The organism is Collinsella sp. OM08-14AT, from assembly GCF_003438115.1.
Taxonomy (GTDB): domain Bacteria; phylum Actinomycetota; class Coriobacteriia; order Coriobacteriales; family Coriobacteriaceae; genus Collinsella.
On sequence record NZ_QSTE01000007.1, the window covers coordinates 1 to 16,414 of the forward strand.

Annotated in this window: 14 protein-coding genes and 6 tRNA genes; 17 read left to right on the forward strand and 3 right to left on the reverse strand. The window is 58.2% G+C overall.

Annotated features, from left to right (window positions below):
- The first annotated feature begins 331 nt into the window (after positions 1–331).
- The 14 genes from DXC18_RS05060 to folB all read left to right on the forward strand — a co-directional run bounded on the left by DXC18_RS05060 (position 332) and on the right by folB (position 12,082).
- Positions 332–421, forward strand: a tRNA-Leu gene (locus DXC18_RS05060).
- 59 nt (positions 422–480) lie between these two features.
- Complete coding sequence (locus tag DXC18_RS05065; RefSeq protein WP_117716535.1) at positions 481–2,826, forward strand: GAF domain-containing SpoIIE family protein phosphatase; 2,346 nt, start codon at positions 481–483, stop codon at positions 2,824–2,826.
- 78 nt (positions 2,827–2,904) lie between these two features.
- Positions 2,905–3,651 carry an anti-sigma factor antagonist gene (locus tag DXC18_RS05070; RefSeq protein ID WP_117641081.1) on the forward strand — a complete coding sequence of 249 codons (747 nt, stop codon included), beginning with the start codon at positions 2,905–2,907 and terminating at the stop codon, positions 3,649–3,651.
- A gap of 105 nt (positions 3,652–3,756) precedes the next feature.
- Positions 3,757–3,832, forward strand: a tRNA-Gly gene (locus DXC18_RS05075).
- A gap of 34 nt (positions 3,833–3,866) precedes the next feature.
- A tRNA-Cys gene (locus DXC18_RS05080) sits at positions 3,867–3,940 on the forward strand.
- 42 nt (positions 3,941–3,982) lie between these two features.
- Positions 3,983–4,058 (forward strand) — tRNA-Gly (locus DXC18_RS05085).
- Between the two features lie 335 nt (positions 4,059–4,393).
- On the forward strand, positions 4,394–6,127 hold the full coding sequence (locus DXC18_RS05090; protein ID WP_233509014.1) for a glycoside hydrolase family 13 protein: 1,734 nt from the start codon (positions 4,394–4,396) through the stop codon (positions 6,125–6,127).
- A gap of 141 nt (positions 6,128–6,268) precedes the next feature.
- Positions 6,269–6,344, forward strand: a tRNA-Gly gene (locus DXC18_RS05095).
- Positions 6,345–6,347: 3 nt separating this feature from the next.
- Positions 6,348–6,422: transfer RNA gene (locus DXC18_RS05100), tRNA-Val, on the forward strand.
- Between the two features lie 692 nt (positions 6,423–7,114).
- Positions 7,115–9,337: an anaerobic ribonucleoside-triphosphate reductase gene (nrdD, locus tag DXC18_RS05105; protein ID WP_117583876.1), complete on the forward strand. Its 2,223-nt coding sequence runs from the start codon at positions 7,115–7,117 to the stop codon at positions 9,335–9,337.
- Between the two features lie 426 nt (positions 9,338–9,763).
- A complete protein-coding gene (gene nrdG / locus DXC18_RS05110; RefSeq protein ID WP_117635452.1) occupies positions 9,764–10,345 on the forward strand; it encodes an anaerobic ribonucleoside-triphosphate reductase activating protein in 582 nt (193 codons plus the stop codon).
- A 66-nt stretch (positions 10,346–10,411) separates the two neighbouring features.
- Positions 10,412–10,969 (forward strand): GTP cyclohydrolase I FolE, encoded by a 558-nt coding sequence (gene folE / locus DXC18_RS05115; RefSeq protein WP_022094399.1) that lies wholly within the window; start codon positions 10,412–10,414, stop codon positions 10,967–10,969.
- Between the two features lie 2 nt (positions 10,970–10,971).
- Entirely contained in the window at positions 10,972–11,553 is a 582-nt protein-coding gene (locus DXC18_RS05120) for an HD domain-containing protein (RefSeq protein WP_172622418.1), read from the forward strand.
- A gap of 43 nt (positions 11,554–11,596) precedes the next feature.
- Positions 11,597–12,082, forward strand: coding sequence for a dihydroneopterin aldolase (gene folB / locus DXC18_RS05125; protein ID WP_055251396.1), 486 nt, complete (start codon positions 11,597–11,599; stop codon positions 12,080–12,082).
- Positions 12,083–12,088: 6 nt separating this feature from the next.
- Here the strand turns inward: folB and DXC18_RS05130 are convergent, their stop codons facing one another.
- Positions 12,089–12,865, reverse strand: a complete 777-nt coding sequence (locus DXC18_RS05130) for a M48 family metallopeptidase (protein ID WP_158551976.1) — start codon at positions 12,863–12,865, stop codon at positions 12,089–12,091.
- Between the two features lie 86 nt (positions 12,866–12,951).
- Positions 12,952–13,965 (reverse strand): dipeptidase, encoded by a 1,014-nt coding sequence (locus DXC18_RS05135; RefSeq protein ID WP_117716537.1) that lies wholly within the window; start codon positions 13,963–13,965, stop codon positions 12,952–12,954.
- A 120-nt stretch (positions 13,966–14,085) separates the two neighbouring features.
- Between DXC18_RS05135 and DXC18_RS05140 the strand changes: the two genes are divergently transcribed.
- The 3 genes from DXC18_RS05140 (at position 14,086) to DXC18_RS05150 (ending at position 15,977) form a co-directional block, all read left to right on the forward strand.
- Positions 14,086–14,514, forward strand: a complete 429-nt coding sequence (locus tag DXC18_RS05140) for a peptidylprolyl isomerase (RefSeq protein ID WP_035138874.1) — start codon at positions 14,086–14,088, stop codon at positions 14,512–14,514.
- Positions 14,515–14,517: 3 nt separating this feature from the next.
- A complete protein-coding gene (locus tag DXC18_RS05145) occupies positions 14,518–15,096 on the forward strand; it encodes an urease accessory protein UreE (protein WP_117716538.1) in 579 nt (192 codons plus the stop codon).
- 83 nt (positions 15,097–15,179) lie between these two features.
- Positions 15,180–15,977, forward strand: coding sequence for an HAD-IIB family hydrolase (locus DXC18_RS05150; protein ID WP_118094503.1), 798 nt, complete (start codon positions 15,180–15,182; stop codon positions 15,975–15,977).
- 15 nt (positions 15,978–15,992) lie between these two features.
- Here DXC18_RS05150 and DXC18_RS05155 read toward each other — a convergent pair whose 3' ends face one another.
- A complete protein-coding gene (locus DXC18_RS05155) occupies positions 15,993–16,373 on the reverse strand; it encodes a Fur family transcriptional regulator (protein ID WP_199407998.1) in 381 nt (126 codons plus the stop codon).
- Between the last annotated feature and the right edge of the window lie 41 nt (positions 16,374–16,414).

Here is a 16,414-nt window from a genome sequence, read left to right on the forward strand (position 1 = left end):
CCACTAAATTCTTATCAGCCCCAGAATATGTTTAGGAACTTTGCCTGGAGCATGTTAACGTAGGTTCGGAATGGGGGCAGCTTCCCAGCGCATTCCGCAGGGGGCGGTACATTTTGTAGCGCGAAGCGCGGATCAAAATGTACCGCATGCCCGAGGACGCGCTGGGAAGCTGCCCACATTCCGAACCGGATATACAGATCTACCTGCGCATTTACAAATTCGTAAACTTTTTTCAAAAAAGTGCTTGCACAGTTCTCGAATCATAGGTTATTATCTTCCTCGTTGAACGCGCGGGTCCAACAAAACGAACCGCGAATCAACAACATAGCATGTCGGAGTGGCGGAATTGGCAGACGCGCTAGCTTGAGGTGCTAGTGACCGCTTTTTGGTCATGCGGGTTCAAGTCCCGCCTCCGACACCATCGCATTTGAGAAGCCTCTTCGGAGGCTTTTTTGTTACCGATAGACGGTGAGGTCCACGATGGAAACGCTTGAACGCAACGAGTGGGCAGACGTTGCCCAACTAGTCGAGATCACGAGCGATGCTGTCATCATCTGCGAGCTCGACGGAACCATTCTGCATGTGAATAATCGCTTACTTGGTTTGATGTGCGAGGAACGCGCCGACGTCATCGGCGGAGATGTTAAAGACGTCCTGTACTCGTCCGCTTTTGAACGTGCGACGGAACATCGTCTGCCATTTGAAACTGATGGCTCCGAGAACGAACTGATGCTCAAGCTGAGTGACGGCTCTTTTATTCCCGTCTTGGTTCGTGCGGGCTCCGTAACGCCTCCACACATCTTTGGGCGCCGCGCACCACGTGTCCTGGTGGCGCTTCACAGTATCGAGGAACAGTATTCTCACGACCGGCAACTCAAGCGTGCGCTTTCGGAGCTTAGAGTGGCGAACAAGCGCCTCTCTGGCACGCTCTCGGTCATTATGAGTACCGTGGGCTCCGATGAGCTGCCCAGCCTACTTGATACCGTTTTGAACCAGCTTGTAGGAACGCTCGATGCTTCGGGTGCCGCTATCTATTTTTCTGAGAGCGGTGGTTTTAAACTTCGCGGTGTTTCCAAGGAGCTGTACGACAGCTACCTGCCTGAGTTTTTGCCGTATGGCGCTGGCATTCCGACGTATGTTCTTCGTGAGTCGCGTGCCTGTCGCTTGTCGATTCAACAGGACCTTGAGGGTGATAAGGTCGCCTCCGGTATGTTCATGGATCTGGACAATCGTTCTAAGCACCTGTTGCGCATGCAGGATATGCCTCCGTACCGCAGCGAGATCTGTCTTCCCGTTTTTTACGGTACGCAGATCCTTGGCGTGCTGGAAGTTGGTTGGAAACGCCCTCAGGCACCGCTCGCCTATGACGTTAATGTGCTCGAGGTCATTTGCGATTACCTGTCTATCCAGCTGGTCGGCATGGCATCGAGCCTTCGCTCCCGTCGCACGGCCGAGCTTGGCCGCTCGCTCAATGTCTTGCGTGACGAGTTGTTTACCTTTCTAGACGATTCCGCCGCGGCTACCCAGGCGGTATCGTCCGAGATCTGCAATATGCTCAACTGCCATTTTTGCCCTATTGAGTATGACGCCAGTCTGGATTCCTACGTCATAGATTTTGAAGGCGGCAGTCGCGTTGCTTTGCCGGACGATCCCGAGAAGCTTTTCTTTTCCACGACGGCGCCAGCGGCACGTCTGGGGGCTGCCCCTGATGGCTTTGAGGCATCTGTTTTGGGCGGCACGAGTGCCGAGGACCTTAAACACGTCCGTATAACTCGCGTTGACGAATCGATGCCTATGGGAGGCTGGCTTAGAGCGCATGGCCTGCCTTGCCAGGGTCTCTACGTCGACGCCGGCATCGAGGCGGGGCGCCCACGCCCTGAGGGCGATGGCAAGCACAGTAACGACGCAATCGTTCCTGCTTCTGTTGCGAAGGGGCCGACGACGCGTGCGCTGCTGCTTCGTGATGGTAGCCAAGAGCCGATTGATGACCTTGAATATGACTACTTGGTGCACTTGGCTCATGACTTTGAACTGATCTATGAAGGCGAATCTCAAAAGCGTGAGGAGCGCCATATCGCTCAGACCCTCCAGATTGGCATGAGAAATTCACTGGGGGATGTTCCGGGAATCGCCGCCGATTCGGTGTACCTGTCGGCCACGAACTCGGCGTTGGTCGGCGGCGATTTCTATACGCTCATCCGTCTTCCCGACGATTGCGCCGTCATGATTCTGGGCGATGTGTCTGGCAAAGGCATTGAGGCTGCATCGATGTCCGCACTCGTCAAGACGGCCCTGACGGCATATGCCTGGGAGGGCGCTGGACCGGCCCGCATGGCACGCTCCCTTAACAGCATGCTTATGGGCTTTTCGAGGGTCGAGACGTTCGTGACGGCCTTTATCGCCAAGATTGACCTTAAAGCCGGACGCGCAACGTATTGTTCGGCGGGCCATCCTCCGACCATGGTCATCAGGCCAGAGTCGATGCCGCTGGGTGGCGGCGAGGCTCGTGGGGGAGAGGTCGAGCTGCTTGGATGCCAATCGGGGGTAATCGGTGCCTTTGAGAGCATGGTGTACGAGACAGGCGTGTTTACGTTCGCTCCTGGTGACATGCTATTTATGTACACCGACGGAACAATCGAAGCGCGTGACCGCTCGGGTGCTTTCTTTGGCGAGCAGCGCCTTCGCGACCTTCTGCTCTCTGTCTCGGGTGAGGGCGTGTCGGGCATTTGCGGCAAGGTCTTGGGCGAGCTTGACCGATTTACCGAATCGGCGCTGGACGATGACATTGCATTGGTGTCCCTTGAGTTTTTACGGGGTCGTTCATAGACGACGCTGGTCGGGCTGAATCCGTACGGTTGGGGAAACGAATGCATCGAGTGGGCTTTTTTGGGGAACCATGGTCGTATGAATGAGTGGAATGACATAGCGGTTTTGACGCCACCAGGCGATATCGACATCGCCACGGTGCCTGCGCTGCGTCGGCGGTTGGATGCTTTGATTGGCCGCGGCGTGCGTCGTGTCGTCATCAACTGTCAGGCTGTTAGCTTTATCGATTCGACGGGCTTGGCATTCCTGCTTACGCGCGCTCGTGAGCTCATGAGGCGAGAAGGCCTGCTTTCGCTCGTCAATGCATCGGGTGAAGTTGTTCGCTTTTTGGAGATTGCTCGTCTTGTCGATATTCTTCATGTCGCGGGGCCGACACGGGAGTCTATTCCCGCCATTCCGGTGGGGGAGCTGCCTCGCTGGAGTAAGAGCGTCGAGGTCCGTCAGGGTATCGAGAATCTTCCATACTACCGACATCGCATCGCCGAACTCCTTGAATCGCTTCCGTTGCGCCGTGACGAGCGCTACGATGTCGCATTGGCGTCGGGGGAGGCGCTGGGTAATGCCTATGACCATGCGGGCGGTATCGGGTGCGTCCTGACGGTTCAGGCCTATAGCGATCGCGTTGTGGTTGAGGTGCTTGATCGAGGTGCCGGCTATTCTATCGATGAAACGAGCGAACCGGTCGCATCAGAGGAGCGCGGCCGTGGTATCAAGCTTATGCGTATGCTCGTCGATAACGTGGAGGTTGCTCGTCGTACGGACGGCGCCGGCACGCGCGTGCAGATGGTGAAGCTGTTTAGCGGAGCGCTGGAATCGTGTGCCTAGCCAATCGCTTTAGCGCGTTTAGCTACTAAGAACATGCGGCAGACAAGTTTTTTGAAAAAAGTACTTGCGTCTTTTGGACAACTCGCGTAAATTAATAACCCGCAAGCGGACATGGCTCAGTTGGTAGAGCACAACCTTGCCAAGGTTGGGGTCGCGGGTTCGAGCCCCGTTGTCCGCTCCATTGCATTTCCGGACCGTTTAGGCGGTCCTTTTTCGGCGAAGTGGCCAAGTGGTAAGGCAGAGGCCTGCAAAGCCTTTACCCCCGGTTCGAATCCGGGCTTCGCCTCCAGGCAACATCCGGGCGCTCCGGCGCCCGTTTTGTTTTACATATGCGGACATGGCTCAGTTGGTAGAGCACAACCTTGCCAAGGTTGGGGTCGCGGGTTCGAGCCCCGTTGTCCGCTCCAACTATCTTACGCGGTTCTAACGAACCGCGTTTTTTGTTGACGCTGCGCGGGCCCCGGGCACCCCATCTTGCCCCTCAATCGTCGGTCGCGTACATAAAGTACGCTTCCCTCCTCTTTCGCGGCAACCTGGGGCACCCGGAGCCCGCTCGCTGTCGTGGCCGGGGGAGTAAGTCTTCCGTTCTTTTCACTAATCGATCGATTCGTCCCAGGAGGCTCGAGCCCGAGAGGGGGCGAGCGTTTGGGGCGTGGCTGCGGCGTTGTTTGCCGTGAATGTCAGCTTTGGGCGTATCATCGTGGGCATCTCGCAAAACCTCGTTGCAAGGGAGATTCATCCCATGGCTACAGAAAAGTCCTCTTCGCGCTCATGGATGTCCGATGCCGCGATTTATCAGATCTACCCGCGCTCGTTTAAGGATTCGACTGGTTCGGGTCTGGGCGATATCGCGGGCATTACCCAGCAGATGGACTATCTTGAGCAGCTGGGCATCGAGGCTATCTGGCTGAGCCCGTTTTACCCATCGCCTCTTGTCGATGGCGGCTATGATGTGGCGGACTACTGCGATGTCGACCCACGTCTCGGCTCGCTTGACGACTTCGATGACATGATCGCTGCGGCTCATGCGCACGGCATCAAGGTTATCGTCGACATCGTGCCCAACCATTCGTCCAACCAGCACCCCTGGTTCAAAGCCGCTCTTGCCGCCGGCCCCGGATCACCCGAGCGCGCCCGTTATATCTTCCGCGATGGTCGCGGCGAGCACGGCGAGCTGCCTCCCACCAATTGGAATGCCAACTTTGGCGGCCCCGCCTGGACGCGCGTCGCGGACGGTCAGTGGTATCTGCACATGTTTACGCCCGAGCAGCCGGACTTTGACTGGTCGTGTCCCGAGGTTCATGCGTTCTTTTGCGACGTCCTGGCGTTTTGGAGCGATCGAGGCGTCGATGGCTTTCGCATTGATGTGGCGCACGGTCTCGCCAAGGATCTCGACCGCGATGACCTCGACCGGTGGCATCTCGCCGAGGGCGATGACATGGTTGAGGACGGCACCCATCCGCTGTGGGACCGCAACGAGGTCCATGAGATCTATCGCGAGTGGCGCCGCGTGTTCGACCGTTATGATCCGCCGCGCAGCGCCGTTGCCGAGGCGTGGGTTCTGCCCGAGCGCCAGTATCTCTACGCACGCCCCAGCGAGCTTGGCCAGACATTCAACTTTGAGTTCGCCAAGGCCACTTGGACCTATGATGACATGCACGCTGCAATCGAGAAGGGCTTGAAGGCGGCCATCGAATCCGATTCCGCCTCGACCTGGGTACTCTCCAACCACGACGTGCCGCGCGTGGCGACACGCTATGCCCTGCCGCAAATCAAGGCGACGCGCTACCATCAGATTGCGCTCGACTGGCTCTTACGCGACGGGTCGTCTTATGACGAGGACCGTGAACTCGGCGAGCGCCGCGCGCGGGCAGCCCTTTTGCTTGAGTTGGCGCTTCCGGGCTCGGCATACGTGTATCAGGGTGAGGAGCTCGGCCTTTTTGAGGTGGCTGACATCCCGTGGGCTGCACTCGAAGATCCCACTGCGACCAATACGCACGGACCGAAGCGCGAGAAGGGGCGCGACGGCTGTCGTGTGCCCCTGCCGTGGGTGGCAGCGGACGATCCCGCGCAGGGCGGATCGTTTGGGTTTTCACCGGCGGACGCCGATGCGGCGCCCCATCTGCCACAGCCTGCATGGTTTTCCGATTACGCTGCCGATAGGGAAGAAGCGGACCCGGCATCGATGCTTGCGTTCTATCGCGACGCCCTCTGGCTGCGGCGCAAGCTGCGCGGGTGCGCCAACGATCTTGCGTGGCTCGATCTTGACGGGCGCACCGGCCTTGCGGATGGCGCCGAGGGCGCTGAGGGCGGCGTCATCGCCTATCGCCGCGACAACGGCTGGGCGTGTGTGACGAACTTCGGTGCAGCACCCGTGGAGCTGCCGGCGGGTAGGGTCCTGCTCACCTCATCACCGCTTGTAGACGGTAGGCTCGCGCAGGACAGCTCTGCCTGGATCATGCTCGGTGAGATGTAAGGGCCTCTTGTGGCGAGCTTGCGTTTGCCTACACCTTCCGTGGCGGCTGATGTCTTCGCGAGGTTCGCGAGGGCGTCGCAAAACTTTTCAAAAAAAGTTCTTGCATAGGATGCGGGCATCACGTAAGATTAATCCTCGTAAGCGGACATGGCTCAGTTGGTAGAGCACAACCTTGCCAAGGTTGGGGTCGCGGGTTCGAGCCCCGTTGTCCGCTCCATTTGGGCGTTTAGCTCAGGGGGAGAGCGCTTCCCTGACACGGAAGAGGTCAGAAGTTCAAATCTTCTAACGCCCACCAAATGTTCGCAGTTCAGAGGCTTAGCCTCTGGGCTGTTTTGTTTTGGTCGCCAAATGGGTCGCCAAATACGTCACCAAATATCGAGTTTTAATATCGAGTTTTTGATCTTCCGGGATGCTTCTCAGTAGTCATCCGAGGAAACTCTCATCTTCTCCGTTTGCATACACATATCTTTCAAGGATTCGTGCCGCGGTTGCATGAGGCTCAGCAAGGCACGACCGCTACATGTTGGTCAAGCATAATCTTTTGGATTCTTTTGGCGTGAGCGGCTTGGTTTTGGTAGGATTTGTCAGCGGCTTGACTAAGGGGGTTTTATAACTGCCATGCAGGTAGCCGTGTTGGTAACGTTTTACCGACTTACCAAGAACCCCTCATAATTAATGCGTCTGCAAAATGACCAATTGCTTTGACCTGCTGAAACACTATATGTTGTGTTTGAACTAAAAAAAGAATACAGGATATAGATGCCTCTTTGTCGTATGATAGATGGCGGACAGAGAACGAGGACCTTATTTGCCCCATTTGGATAGATCTTTGAGCCGCTTGATCGGCCGCGAGGATTGTCCGCATGAGGACCTATGGTTTATCGAGAACACAGATTGCGCGACGGCGCCGCAAGACAGGGGCAAGCCCTGCCGGGCATCGTTTGGCTCTGAAGCGCAATGAGACTACGACGCGAAAGAGGCAAGAGGATGAAGATCATCAAGCGCAGCGGCACCGAGGTTGTCTTTGACATCGATAAGATCGTCAATGCGATTCGCGCCGCAAACTTGGAGGTCGAGGAGAGCTCTCGTCTAACCGACCGCCAGGTGGTTTATGCGGCGCAAAACGTCGCCGAGGCATGCGAGAACGCGGGCCACACCGTTTCGGTCGAGGAGATCCAGGATTTGGTCGAGGACGAGATCATGCGTCTCGACTGCTACGAGGTCGCCCGCCACTACATCATCTATCGCTATGTTCAGAGCCTGAAGCGCCAGAAGAACACGACCGATGACAAGATCCTGTCGTTGATCGAGTGCAATAACGAAGAGGTCAAGCAGGAGAACTCTAACAAGAACCCGACCGTCAACTCCGTTCAGCGCGACTACATGGCCGGCGAGATTTCCAAGGACCTGACTCAGCGCGTGCTGCTGCCCCAGGAGATCGTGGATGCCCACAACGAGGGCCTGATCCACTTCCACGATTCCGACTACTTTGCCCAGCACATGCATAACTGCGACCTGGTGAACCTGGAGGATATGCTCCAGAACGGCACCGTTATCTCGGGCACGCTGATCGAGAAGCCGCATAGCTTCTCGACTGCCTGCAACATCGCGACGCAGATTATCGCCCAGGTTGCTTCTTCCCAGTACGGCGGCCAGTCTATTTCGCTGACCCATCTCGCCCCCTTTGTTGAGGTGAGCCGTCAAAAGATTCGCGGCGAGGTTGCCCGCGAGCTCGAGGAGCTCGGTGTTTCGGCATCTGCCGAAAAGGTCCGTGAGGTCGTTGAGGACCGTCTGCGTGACGAGATCCGTCGCGGCGTCCAGACGATTCAGTATCAGGTCGTGACCCTTATGACCACCAATGGCCAGGCGCCGTTCGTGACGGTCTTTATGTATCTCAATGAGGCCCGTACGCCCCAGGAGAAGCACGACCTTGCCATGATCGTGGAGGAGACGCTTCGTCAACGCTATGAGGGCGTTAAGAACGAAGCCGGTGTGTGGATTACCCCGGCATTCCCCAAGCTTATCTATGTACTCGAGGACGATAACGTTCACGAGAATTCCCCGTACTTCTACCTGACCCAGCTGGCTGCCAAGTGTACCGCCAAGCGCATGGTGCCCGATTACATCTCCGAGAAGAAGATGCGCGAGCTCAAGCTGTCGAAGGGCGAGACCGCCGGCAACGGCGATTGCTACACCTGCATGGGTTGTCGCAGTTTCCTGACGCCCGACCGCTCGGGCAACGGCTTTAACAATGTCGCCAACGCGCTGAACTATGACCCGACCAAACCCAAGTACTATGGCCGCTTTAACCAGGGTGTTGTGACCATCAACCTGCCCGATGTCGCGCTGAGCTCGCATCAGGACATGGACAAGTTCTGGAAGATCTTCGACGAGCGCCTTGAGCTGTGCCACCGTGCTCTGCTGTGCCGTCATGAGCGCCTGATGGGCACGCTTTCGGATGCCGCGCCGATTCTTTGGCAGTACGGTGCCCTAGCGCGTCTGAAGAAGGGCGAGACGATCGATAAGTTGCTCGTGGGCGGATACTCTACCATCAGCCTTGGCTATGCCGGCCTGTATGAGTGCGTCAAGTACATGACGGGCCACAGCCACACCGAGAAGGAAGGCACGCCGTTTGCCATGGCCGTCATGCAGCGCATGAACGACAAGTGCGCGGAGTGGAAGGCCGAAAGCGATATCGATTTCTCGCTGTACGGTACGCCGTTGGAGTCGACGACCTACAAGTTCGCCAAGTGCCTGCAGCGCCGTTTTGGTATTATCCCGGGCGTGACGGACAAGGGCTACATTACCAACAGCTATCACGTCCACGTGTCCGAGGAGATCGATGCCTTCGATAAGCTTAAGTTTGAGGGCATGTTCCAGCAGCTTTCGCCGGGCGGTGCTATCTCTTACGTTGAGGTTCCCAACATGCAGGACAACCTCAAGGCTGTCATTCGCGTGATGCAGTACATCTACGACAACATCATGTACGCCGAGCTCAACACCAAGAGCGACTACTGCCAGGTGTGCGGCTACGATGGCGAGATCAAGATTGTTGAGGACGATGGCAAGCTGGTGTGGGAGTGCCCCAACTGCGGCAACCGCGACCAGGAGAAAATGAACGTCGCTCGTCGTACGTGCGGCTACATCGGTACCCAGTTCTGGAACCAGGGCCGAACCGAGGAGATCCGCGACCGCGTGCTGCATCTCTAATAACCATCCCAGGCTGCCCTGTAGCGAGGCCCCGGACCTTTACTCGCTATTTCGGACAGTCCTGGCTCACGACGGAGGCGCCACTGGCGCCTCCTGTTCGTGCGGAACTCATATCGAGCAAAGGTCCGGGGCCTCGCTACAGGGCAGCCAAGTTGATGTAGCTGAGATGCAGCGCGCAGTCTGCTCACTCCTCGAAGTTCTTAGCGGAAATAAGTCGAGTTGCAGCTGCGATTTACTTGCGATGGTGGTTGAGCCGCAACCCAGTTTTTATTGGACCTCGAACCCTATGCTCGATGTTCGCTTCGTTCATTGAGTTACCCTTTGCATGAGGCCGGGACATATCGTCCCGCCCGCAGTTTCGCAGGCCGCAGGCCGAGAATGTTTGAGGACGGGATGATATGTCCCGGCCTCCCGGGAGAGTTACCTATGAACTACGCGAACATTAAGTATTTCGACATTGCTGATGGAGAAGGCGTTCGTACTTCTCTGTTTGTAAGCGGGTGCCGTCGTGGGTGCAAGAATTGCTTTAACTCTGTTGCGTGGGACTTTGCTGCGGGTGAGCCGTTCGATCGTGCCGTCGAGGACAAGATTATCGAGAGTCTCGATCATCCCTTTATCGATGGTCTGACGATTCTGGGCGGCGAGCCCATGGAGCCCGAGAATCAGGCGGGGCTCGTTGAGTTTGTCGAGCGTGTTCGCGCGGCCTATCCAGTGGGGTCGGGAAAGACCATTTGGTGCTTTACTGGCGACGTACTCGAGGAGCTTATGCCGGGCGGTCGTCATCATACCGAGGTGACGGACCGCATCCTTGCCTGCCTTGACATGCTGGTGGACGGCCCGTTTGTTCAGGACCTGTACGATATCTCGCTGCGCTTTAGGGGTTCGAGCAACCAGCGCGTGATCGATATGAACGCTACGCGCGCCCGTGCTGAGCGCGAGGGCGTTGCGCTTTGTGATGCGGTTGAACTTTGGCGTGATGATCCGGTCTATTCGACCCATACTATGTAGCTTGTGGTCGATGCCGGAGGGCGTGGTACCATAGCGCGAACGTGAAATCGGAAAAGTGAGGCCCAGATGGTCGATCAGGAAAAAGTCGAGGCCGCCATTAAGCTGTTGCTTGAGGGCATAGGCGAGGACCCAACTCGTGAGGGCCTGCTGGAGACCCCGGCGCGCGTTGCCCGTATGTATGGTGAGATCGCCGGCGGTATGGACCAGAGTGCCGAGGAACACCTGTCCAAAACCTTTGCCGTCGCTTCGAACGATTTGGTTATCGAGCGCGACATCACGTTCTACTCGCTGTGCGAACATCATCTGCTGCCGTTTTATGGCAAGGCCGCCATTGGTTATATCCCTAACGGTCGGGTGGCTGGGCTTTCCAAGCTCGCCCGCACGGTTGAGGTTTATGCCCGCCGTCTTCAGCTGCAGGAGCAACTGTGCGCACAGGTTGCCGATGCCCTCATGGATTATCTCGCTCCCCAGGGAGCGATTGTGTTGATGGAGGCCGAGCATATGTGCATGACGATGCGTGGCGTGCAAAAGCCCGGCACCAAGACCGTGACGCTTGCTCGCCGCGGCGTCTTTGAGACCGATCCCGCGCTCGAGGAGCGTTTCTTTAGGATGCTGGGCCGCTAACCATGAGAGTCGTCAACGACTTTACATCGAAGACCGATGAGGGGACGTCGCGTCGCGGCTTTATGGCTTCGGGCCTGGCCCCCTTTGGTGCCATGCCTCGCATTGATTACATTTGTGCCAACGGGCTGTTCCGGCGGCACCTGGGCAACATCGTACAGTTGGAATCGGGGCGCATCTTCTGCCGCCACGGTATTGACCATCTGCTCGATGTCGCGCGCATTATGTGGATCAAGAATCTCGAGGAGCAGCTCGAATTTGACCGCGAGGTCATCTACGCCACAGCACTTCTTCACGATATCGGCAAAGATGAACAGTATGAATCGGGTATATCCCATGATGTTGCAAGCGAACGCGTCGCTGATGCGATTCTCGGCGGCATGCCCGATGACGTGGCGTTTGAGCCGGCCGATGCCGCAGCCATTAAGACGGCCATTCTGGGCCATCGAAAGCTGCGCGTGAACAGCCAACCGCTTGAGCGTCTGCTCTATGCAGCCGACAAAGCGTCGCGTGCCTGCTTTGCATGCCCCGCGCGCAACGCTTGCAACTGGAGCGATGATAAAAAGAACCTGTCGATTCGCGTGTAGTTAGTTTGCGCGGTCGGGGTTCTAAACGAAGGAGACGATCGCGTTGAGTAACAAGAAACTGCCCGAGAATGCAACCAAGACCGAAGGCGCCGAGCTCGCCCGCCGTGGAAGGGGCGAAATATCCACCGCAACGGCGGTGCCTCACGTGAGCTATGACGATTTGCGCCATGCCGATCGTATTGTCATTGACGGCCTGGAGGTTTTTGCCAACCATGGCGTGTATCCCGAGGAGAACGCGCTGGGTCAGAAGTTCATCGTTTCTCTGGTGCTCTATGCCGACCTGCGCGCGGCGGGGGAGCACGATAACCTGGACGCCTCGATTGACTACGGCTCGGTGTGCCACGATGTCGATGGCTATCTGCGCGAGCATACGTTTAAGCTCATCGAGGCGGCAGCCGAGGGGACAGCCCAGATGCTGCTGCGCCGTTATCCCTCGCTGCTTGGTGTGCGCATAAAGCTCGATAAGCCGTGGGCTCCTGTTGGCCTGCCCCTGGCAAGCTGCGGCGTCGAGATCGAGCGCGTGCGCTAGTCGACGCTAGAGCTTGTTGAGGGGTGGCTGCTTGAGCCGCTGAGACAGTGCTCTATTGTTGGGACAGTACGTGTCGAGCAGGGCGTGAAAGCGCTGATTGTGGCTCGGCTCGAGCAGATGGACGAGCTCGTGGGCGACAACCATGTCGAGGCATTCGACAGGGTAGGCGGCGAGCTCGCGCGCGATGCGAATGGCGCCGGTTTTGGGTGTGCAGGAGCCCCAACGCGTTTTCATGCTGCGCACGGAGACGCGGGCCACGGTGACGCCCATTGCGATTTCGTACGCGTGCACGATGTCGCGTAGCGCTGCGGTGACCTCGGACGCGTAGAGCTGGTCGATGTGGGCTTGGAGCTCGTCGGACGTTAGGCCGTCGAGGATTGCGCGCCGCTTGGCCTGTGGGCTTTCGTCCGATTCGTCGGTACCCATAAAACTTGCGAAGGTGGCCTGCTTGGGTCGCGGTGCGGGCGATGCAAAGTTGTGATCGAGTGCGTCCTGTACCGTGATGGGCTTGCCCCAAAGTGCAATGATGGACGAGGGGCTGAGCGGCTCTCGCGCTGTCGCCTGACGTTGCTCACGTTGGGCAAGTCGGCTGATAATCCAGGCGCTGTTGCGCTTCACAAACGCTTCGATGCGCTCGTGGCTGGCGCCGAGCGGTGCGCTGGCGTGGACCTCGCCGCTCGATGTGACGCGTAGGTTAAAGTTCTTGACGCGCTTTTTGGTAACGACGACGGGGATGAGCGTTCCATCCGGTCGGGGTACGGAAATCGTAAATTGCTGCGTCAAATGTGATCCTTCAGATTGGGGACGGGCCGGCATGTCGACCGCTCGGCATGCCGGCCCGCTCAAGGGATGCGAAATTAATTGCGCTCTTAATAGCGCTCGAAGAAGGCGAGCGCGTTGTCGCTGCAGAGCTTCTGCATCACGGTCTTGCCAAAGTGCTTGGAGAGCATGTTCTGGAATTCGGGCATCTTGCTGGCATCAGAGAGGAAGTCGGGTACCTTGGCGCCGTCCCAGTCGCCGCCGAGTGCGATGACATCTTCGCCGCCCAGGTCGAGCCAGTGCTCGATATGTGCCGCCAGCTGGTCGAAGGTGACGTCTGCGGCGGTTTCGTCGGTTGCGTCGTTGGAAAGGAACTCGCTGCAGTAGTTGAGGCCGACGATGCCACCCATGTCGCGAATGGTGCGGAACTGGTCGTCGGTAAGGTTGCGTTTGACGCCGCAAACCGCACGGGAGTTGGAGTGGCTGGCGACGAAGGGACGCGTGGCGTGGGCGACAACCTCGTCAAAGCACTCATCGTTGAGGTGGGAGACATCAAGTACCATGCCGGCGTGCTCCATCTGCGTAAGTGCCTCGATGCCGGCGGCGGTGAGACCGGCGTGGGTGTCGTGGCCGCTCGCGAGCGGTCCCTGCGCGTTCCAGCTGAGTGATGACATGAGTACGCCCAGGCTCTTGAGCACCTCGATCAGCGCGGGGTCCTCGGCAAAGAACGTGGCGTTTTCGATGGTGTGGATGCAGGCGACCTTGCCGTCTTTGAGCGCGGGGCGAATGTCTGCGGCGTTGCGTACGTTGACCATGCGGTCGTGGTTGAGCATTGCTTGGCCGCTCATGTGTGCCATGATCTGCGCCTGGAAGCGCGCGGCGTGGGCGGTGGGAATCTCGTCGGGGACAAACGTGGCGAAGCACTGTGCCCACGGCGTGTTGCCGATCTTTGCGAGCGAGATGGCACAGGCGTTACCCTCGATGAGGTCGAAATCTTGCGGATGCGTTTCGTCGCCGGGGAAATAACCGTCGGTGCCGGCGGTAAAGCGCAGGTCGAGATCGAGCGTGGCCCAGCCGATGCGGTCGGCAGTGTCGCAGTGTAGGTCAAATACAGGATATGCCATGGTTCCTCCGGTTGCAGCGTTTCTTTGCAAACTGTCATTGAATTGTATGACTAGGGTATAGTTAGCGCCATATGTTCACGGCGGCCCGCGTTGTGCGCCGCCCTTATCACGGAGGTTACCATGTCCAACCAGGGCAAGAAGGTCAAGACCCATTATCGTGGCACGCTCGACGATGGCACGCAGTTCGATAGCTCCTACGATCGCGGCGAGCCGCTGGAGTTCACCTGCGGCGCCGGCCAGATGATCAAGGGCTTCGACGCCGCTGTTGTCGACATGCAGGTGGGCGAGAAGAAGACCGTGCACATTCCTGCTGCCGATGCCTACGGCGAGCACAATCCCGAGATGGTTCTGACCTTCCCGGCCGAGCAGGTTCCCAACATCGAGCAGATCGAGAAGGGCATGAAGCTCTTCCTGTCCACGCCGAGCGGCATGCCCGTTCCCGCCGTCGTCATTGACGTGACGCCCGAGGCTGTGACGCTCGACGCCAACCACGAGTTGGCCGGCAAGGACCTCAACTTTGATATCGAGCTCGTTGAGGTCGAGGGTTAGAGTATGCCTGAACGCCTGGTTTCGACGACATGCTTGGGAAATCTCAACGATCCGTCCTATGAACTCCTGCTTCGCCGGAAGTTGGGCGGCGTCTTTGAAGTTGACGAGCTGCTGCTCGATTGGGACCAGGCCGATGTATGCGCGTTTGTGGGCGTGACGGAGCTGGGACGCACGATTGATGTTCGGCTGGATGCTACCGACGGCGGTCGTCTTGCCGATGGCGACGTGCTCGCCATTGACCGTTCGGGCATGGTGCCCGTGGCGGTTGTCGTGCGCCTGCGCAGCGCCGAGGTTTATTTGGTCGAAGTCGACCGCATGGATCCGATTGCGCTCGCGCATGCGTGCTGGGAGATCGGCAACATGCATGCGCCGCTCTTCCGGGGCGACTCGGACGAGCATACCGTGCGCATGTATACGCCGGTGCAGCCTGTTTTGGGCCGTATGCTCCGGGGTGTCGAGAGTGTTCGGCTCTCGGTGGTTACCCGCGAACTCGATGCGGACCGACGCTTTGCATCGAGCGCGGCGGATGTCGTCGTGAGCATGGCTCCCGACTTTACCATCGTAAAAAAGACGCGCGGCTAAGCGCGCGTATGCGCAAGACGGGCTTTGAGGGGCGACCAATCAAAGTCCGTCTTGCTGTTGATAGGAGGCTTTGGGGGAAGCATATGGGTCTTGAGGGAATCAAGCTGATTGCATGCGATTTGGACGGCACGTTGCTGCATCCGGGGGAGCGCGAGCCGCGTTCCGAGGCCTTTGAGCTCATTGATGAGCTGCATCGTCGCGGTATCGTGTTTATGCCGGCGAGCGGCCGTCAATATGCGAGCTTGCGCTACCTGTTTGCCCCGGTGGCCGATGAACTCGCCTATGTATGCGAAAACGGAGCCCTGGTGATGAGCGAGGGGCGTGCCGTTGTCAAGCGTTCCATGGAGCGTAGCCTTGCTATGGATATCGCGAATGCCGTGGTTGCGTATCCCCATGCCGACGTGACCCTTTCGTGTGAGGGGCACCTCTACACCATGGGCGGCAACGATGCGTTTGTTGACCACCTGCGTTATGAGGTCCACTGCGATGTGGCGGTAGTCGACCGTCCCGAAGACATCGACGAGGACGTCATTAAGATTGCCTTCCAGACGCCCGAGGCGGAGCAGCAGGCGGCGCTGGAGTATTTCGAGCGCCACTTTAGCGATCGAGTCGATGTCATGACATCGGGAACCGAATGGACGGACTTTATCGGTTTCGATTCGGGCAAGGGCTCCGCGCTTGCCGATTACGGTCACGCCCTGGGGATTTCGCCCGATGAGATGATGGCGTTTGGCGACAATGAGAACGATCGTGACATGCTCAACGTGGTGGGCCATCCCTATCTGATGGAGAGCTGCAACCCCAGCATGCGCGGCATCAACGACCGCGTCCGCTACGCGCGCACGGTCGAAGAAGAACTGCGTCGTCTACTTGCTGTGTAGGCATGTCCCAAACATCTACCGGCAGTTGGGGCAGAGGCCCTCGAAGATGGTGTAGTGCGAGGTGACGTCCCAGCCGATTTGCTCGGACGCCTTGTCGTCGAGTTGGGCATCGAAGGGGAGCGGCACGTCGATGACGCGGCTGCACGAGGTGCAGATGATATGTGCGTGCGGCTCGATGGTGCGATCGAAGCGGCTGCCGCCCGGCGTCTTAATAGAGAGAATCTCCCCTGCGTCGGCTAAGAGATTGAGGTTGCGGTAGACCGTGCCGCGGCTGATCTTGTCATCCTGTTCGCGTACGGCGTTGTAGATTTCGTCGGCGGTGGGATGGTTATAGCTTTGGCGCACAGCGTCAAGAACCAGCTTTCGCTGCTTGGTATTCCTTCTTTGCACCGCCATGCGTCTCGCCTCTTTTCTATCAACGGTCGTAGGTAAATGAT

Excerpts from the sequence above, each read along its gene's own strand:
- DXC18_RS05065 (WP_117716535.1), top strand. The coding sequence starts at position 481 with ATGGAAACGCTTGAACGCAACGAGTGGGCAGACGTTGCCCAACTAGTC.
- DXC18_RS05120 (WP_172622418.1), top strand. The coding sequence starts at position 10,972 with ATGAGAGTCGTCAACGACTTTACATCGAAGACCGATGAGGGGACGTCG.
- folE (WP_022094399.1), top strand. The coding sequence starts at position 10,412 with ATGGTCGATCAGGAAAAAGTCGAGGCCGCCATTAAGCTGTTGCTTGAG.
- DXC18_RS05150 (WP_118094503.1), top strand. The coding sequence starts at position 15,180 with ATGGGTCTTGAGGGAATCAAGCTGATTGCATGCGATTTGGACGGCACG.
- DXC18_RS05145 (WP_117716538.1), top strand. The coding sequence starts at position 14,518 with ATGCCTGAACGCCTGGTTTCGACGACATGCTTGGGAAATCTCAACGAT.
- DXC18_RS05140 (WP_035138874.1), top strand. The coding sequence starts at position 14,086 with ATGTCCAACCAGGGCAAGAAGGTCAAGACCCATTATCGTGGCACGCTC.
- nrdD (WP_117583876.1), top strand. The coding sequence starts at position 7,115 with ATGAAGATCATCAAGCGCAGCGGCACCGAGGTTGTCTTTGACATCGAT.
- DXC18_RS05135 (WP_117716537.1), bottom strand. The coding sequence starts at position 13,965 with ATGGCATATCCTGTATTTGACCTACACTGCGACACTGCCGACCGCATC.
- nrdG (WP_117635452.1), top strand. The coding sequence starts at position 9,764 with ATGAACTACGCGAACATTAAGTATTTCGACATTGCTGATGGAGAAGGC.
- DXC18_RS05070 (WP_117641081.1), top strand. The coding sequence starts at position 2,905 with ATGAATGAGTGGAATGACATAGCGGTTTTGACGCCACCAGGCGATATC.
- DXC18_RS05155 (WP_199407998.1), bottom strand. The coding sequence starts at position 16,373 with ATGGCGGTGCAAAGAAGGAATACCAAGCAGCGAAAGCTGGTTCTTGAC.
- DXC18_RS05090 (WP_233509014.1), top strand. The coding sequence starts at position 4,394 with ATGGCTACAGAAAAGTCCTCTTCGCGCTCATGGATGTCCGATGCCGCG.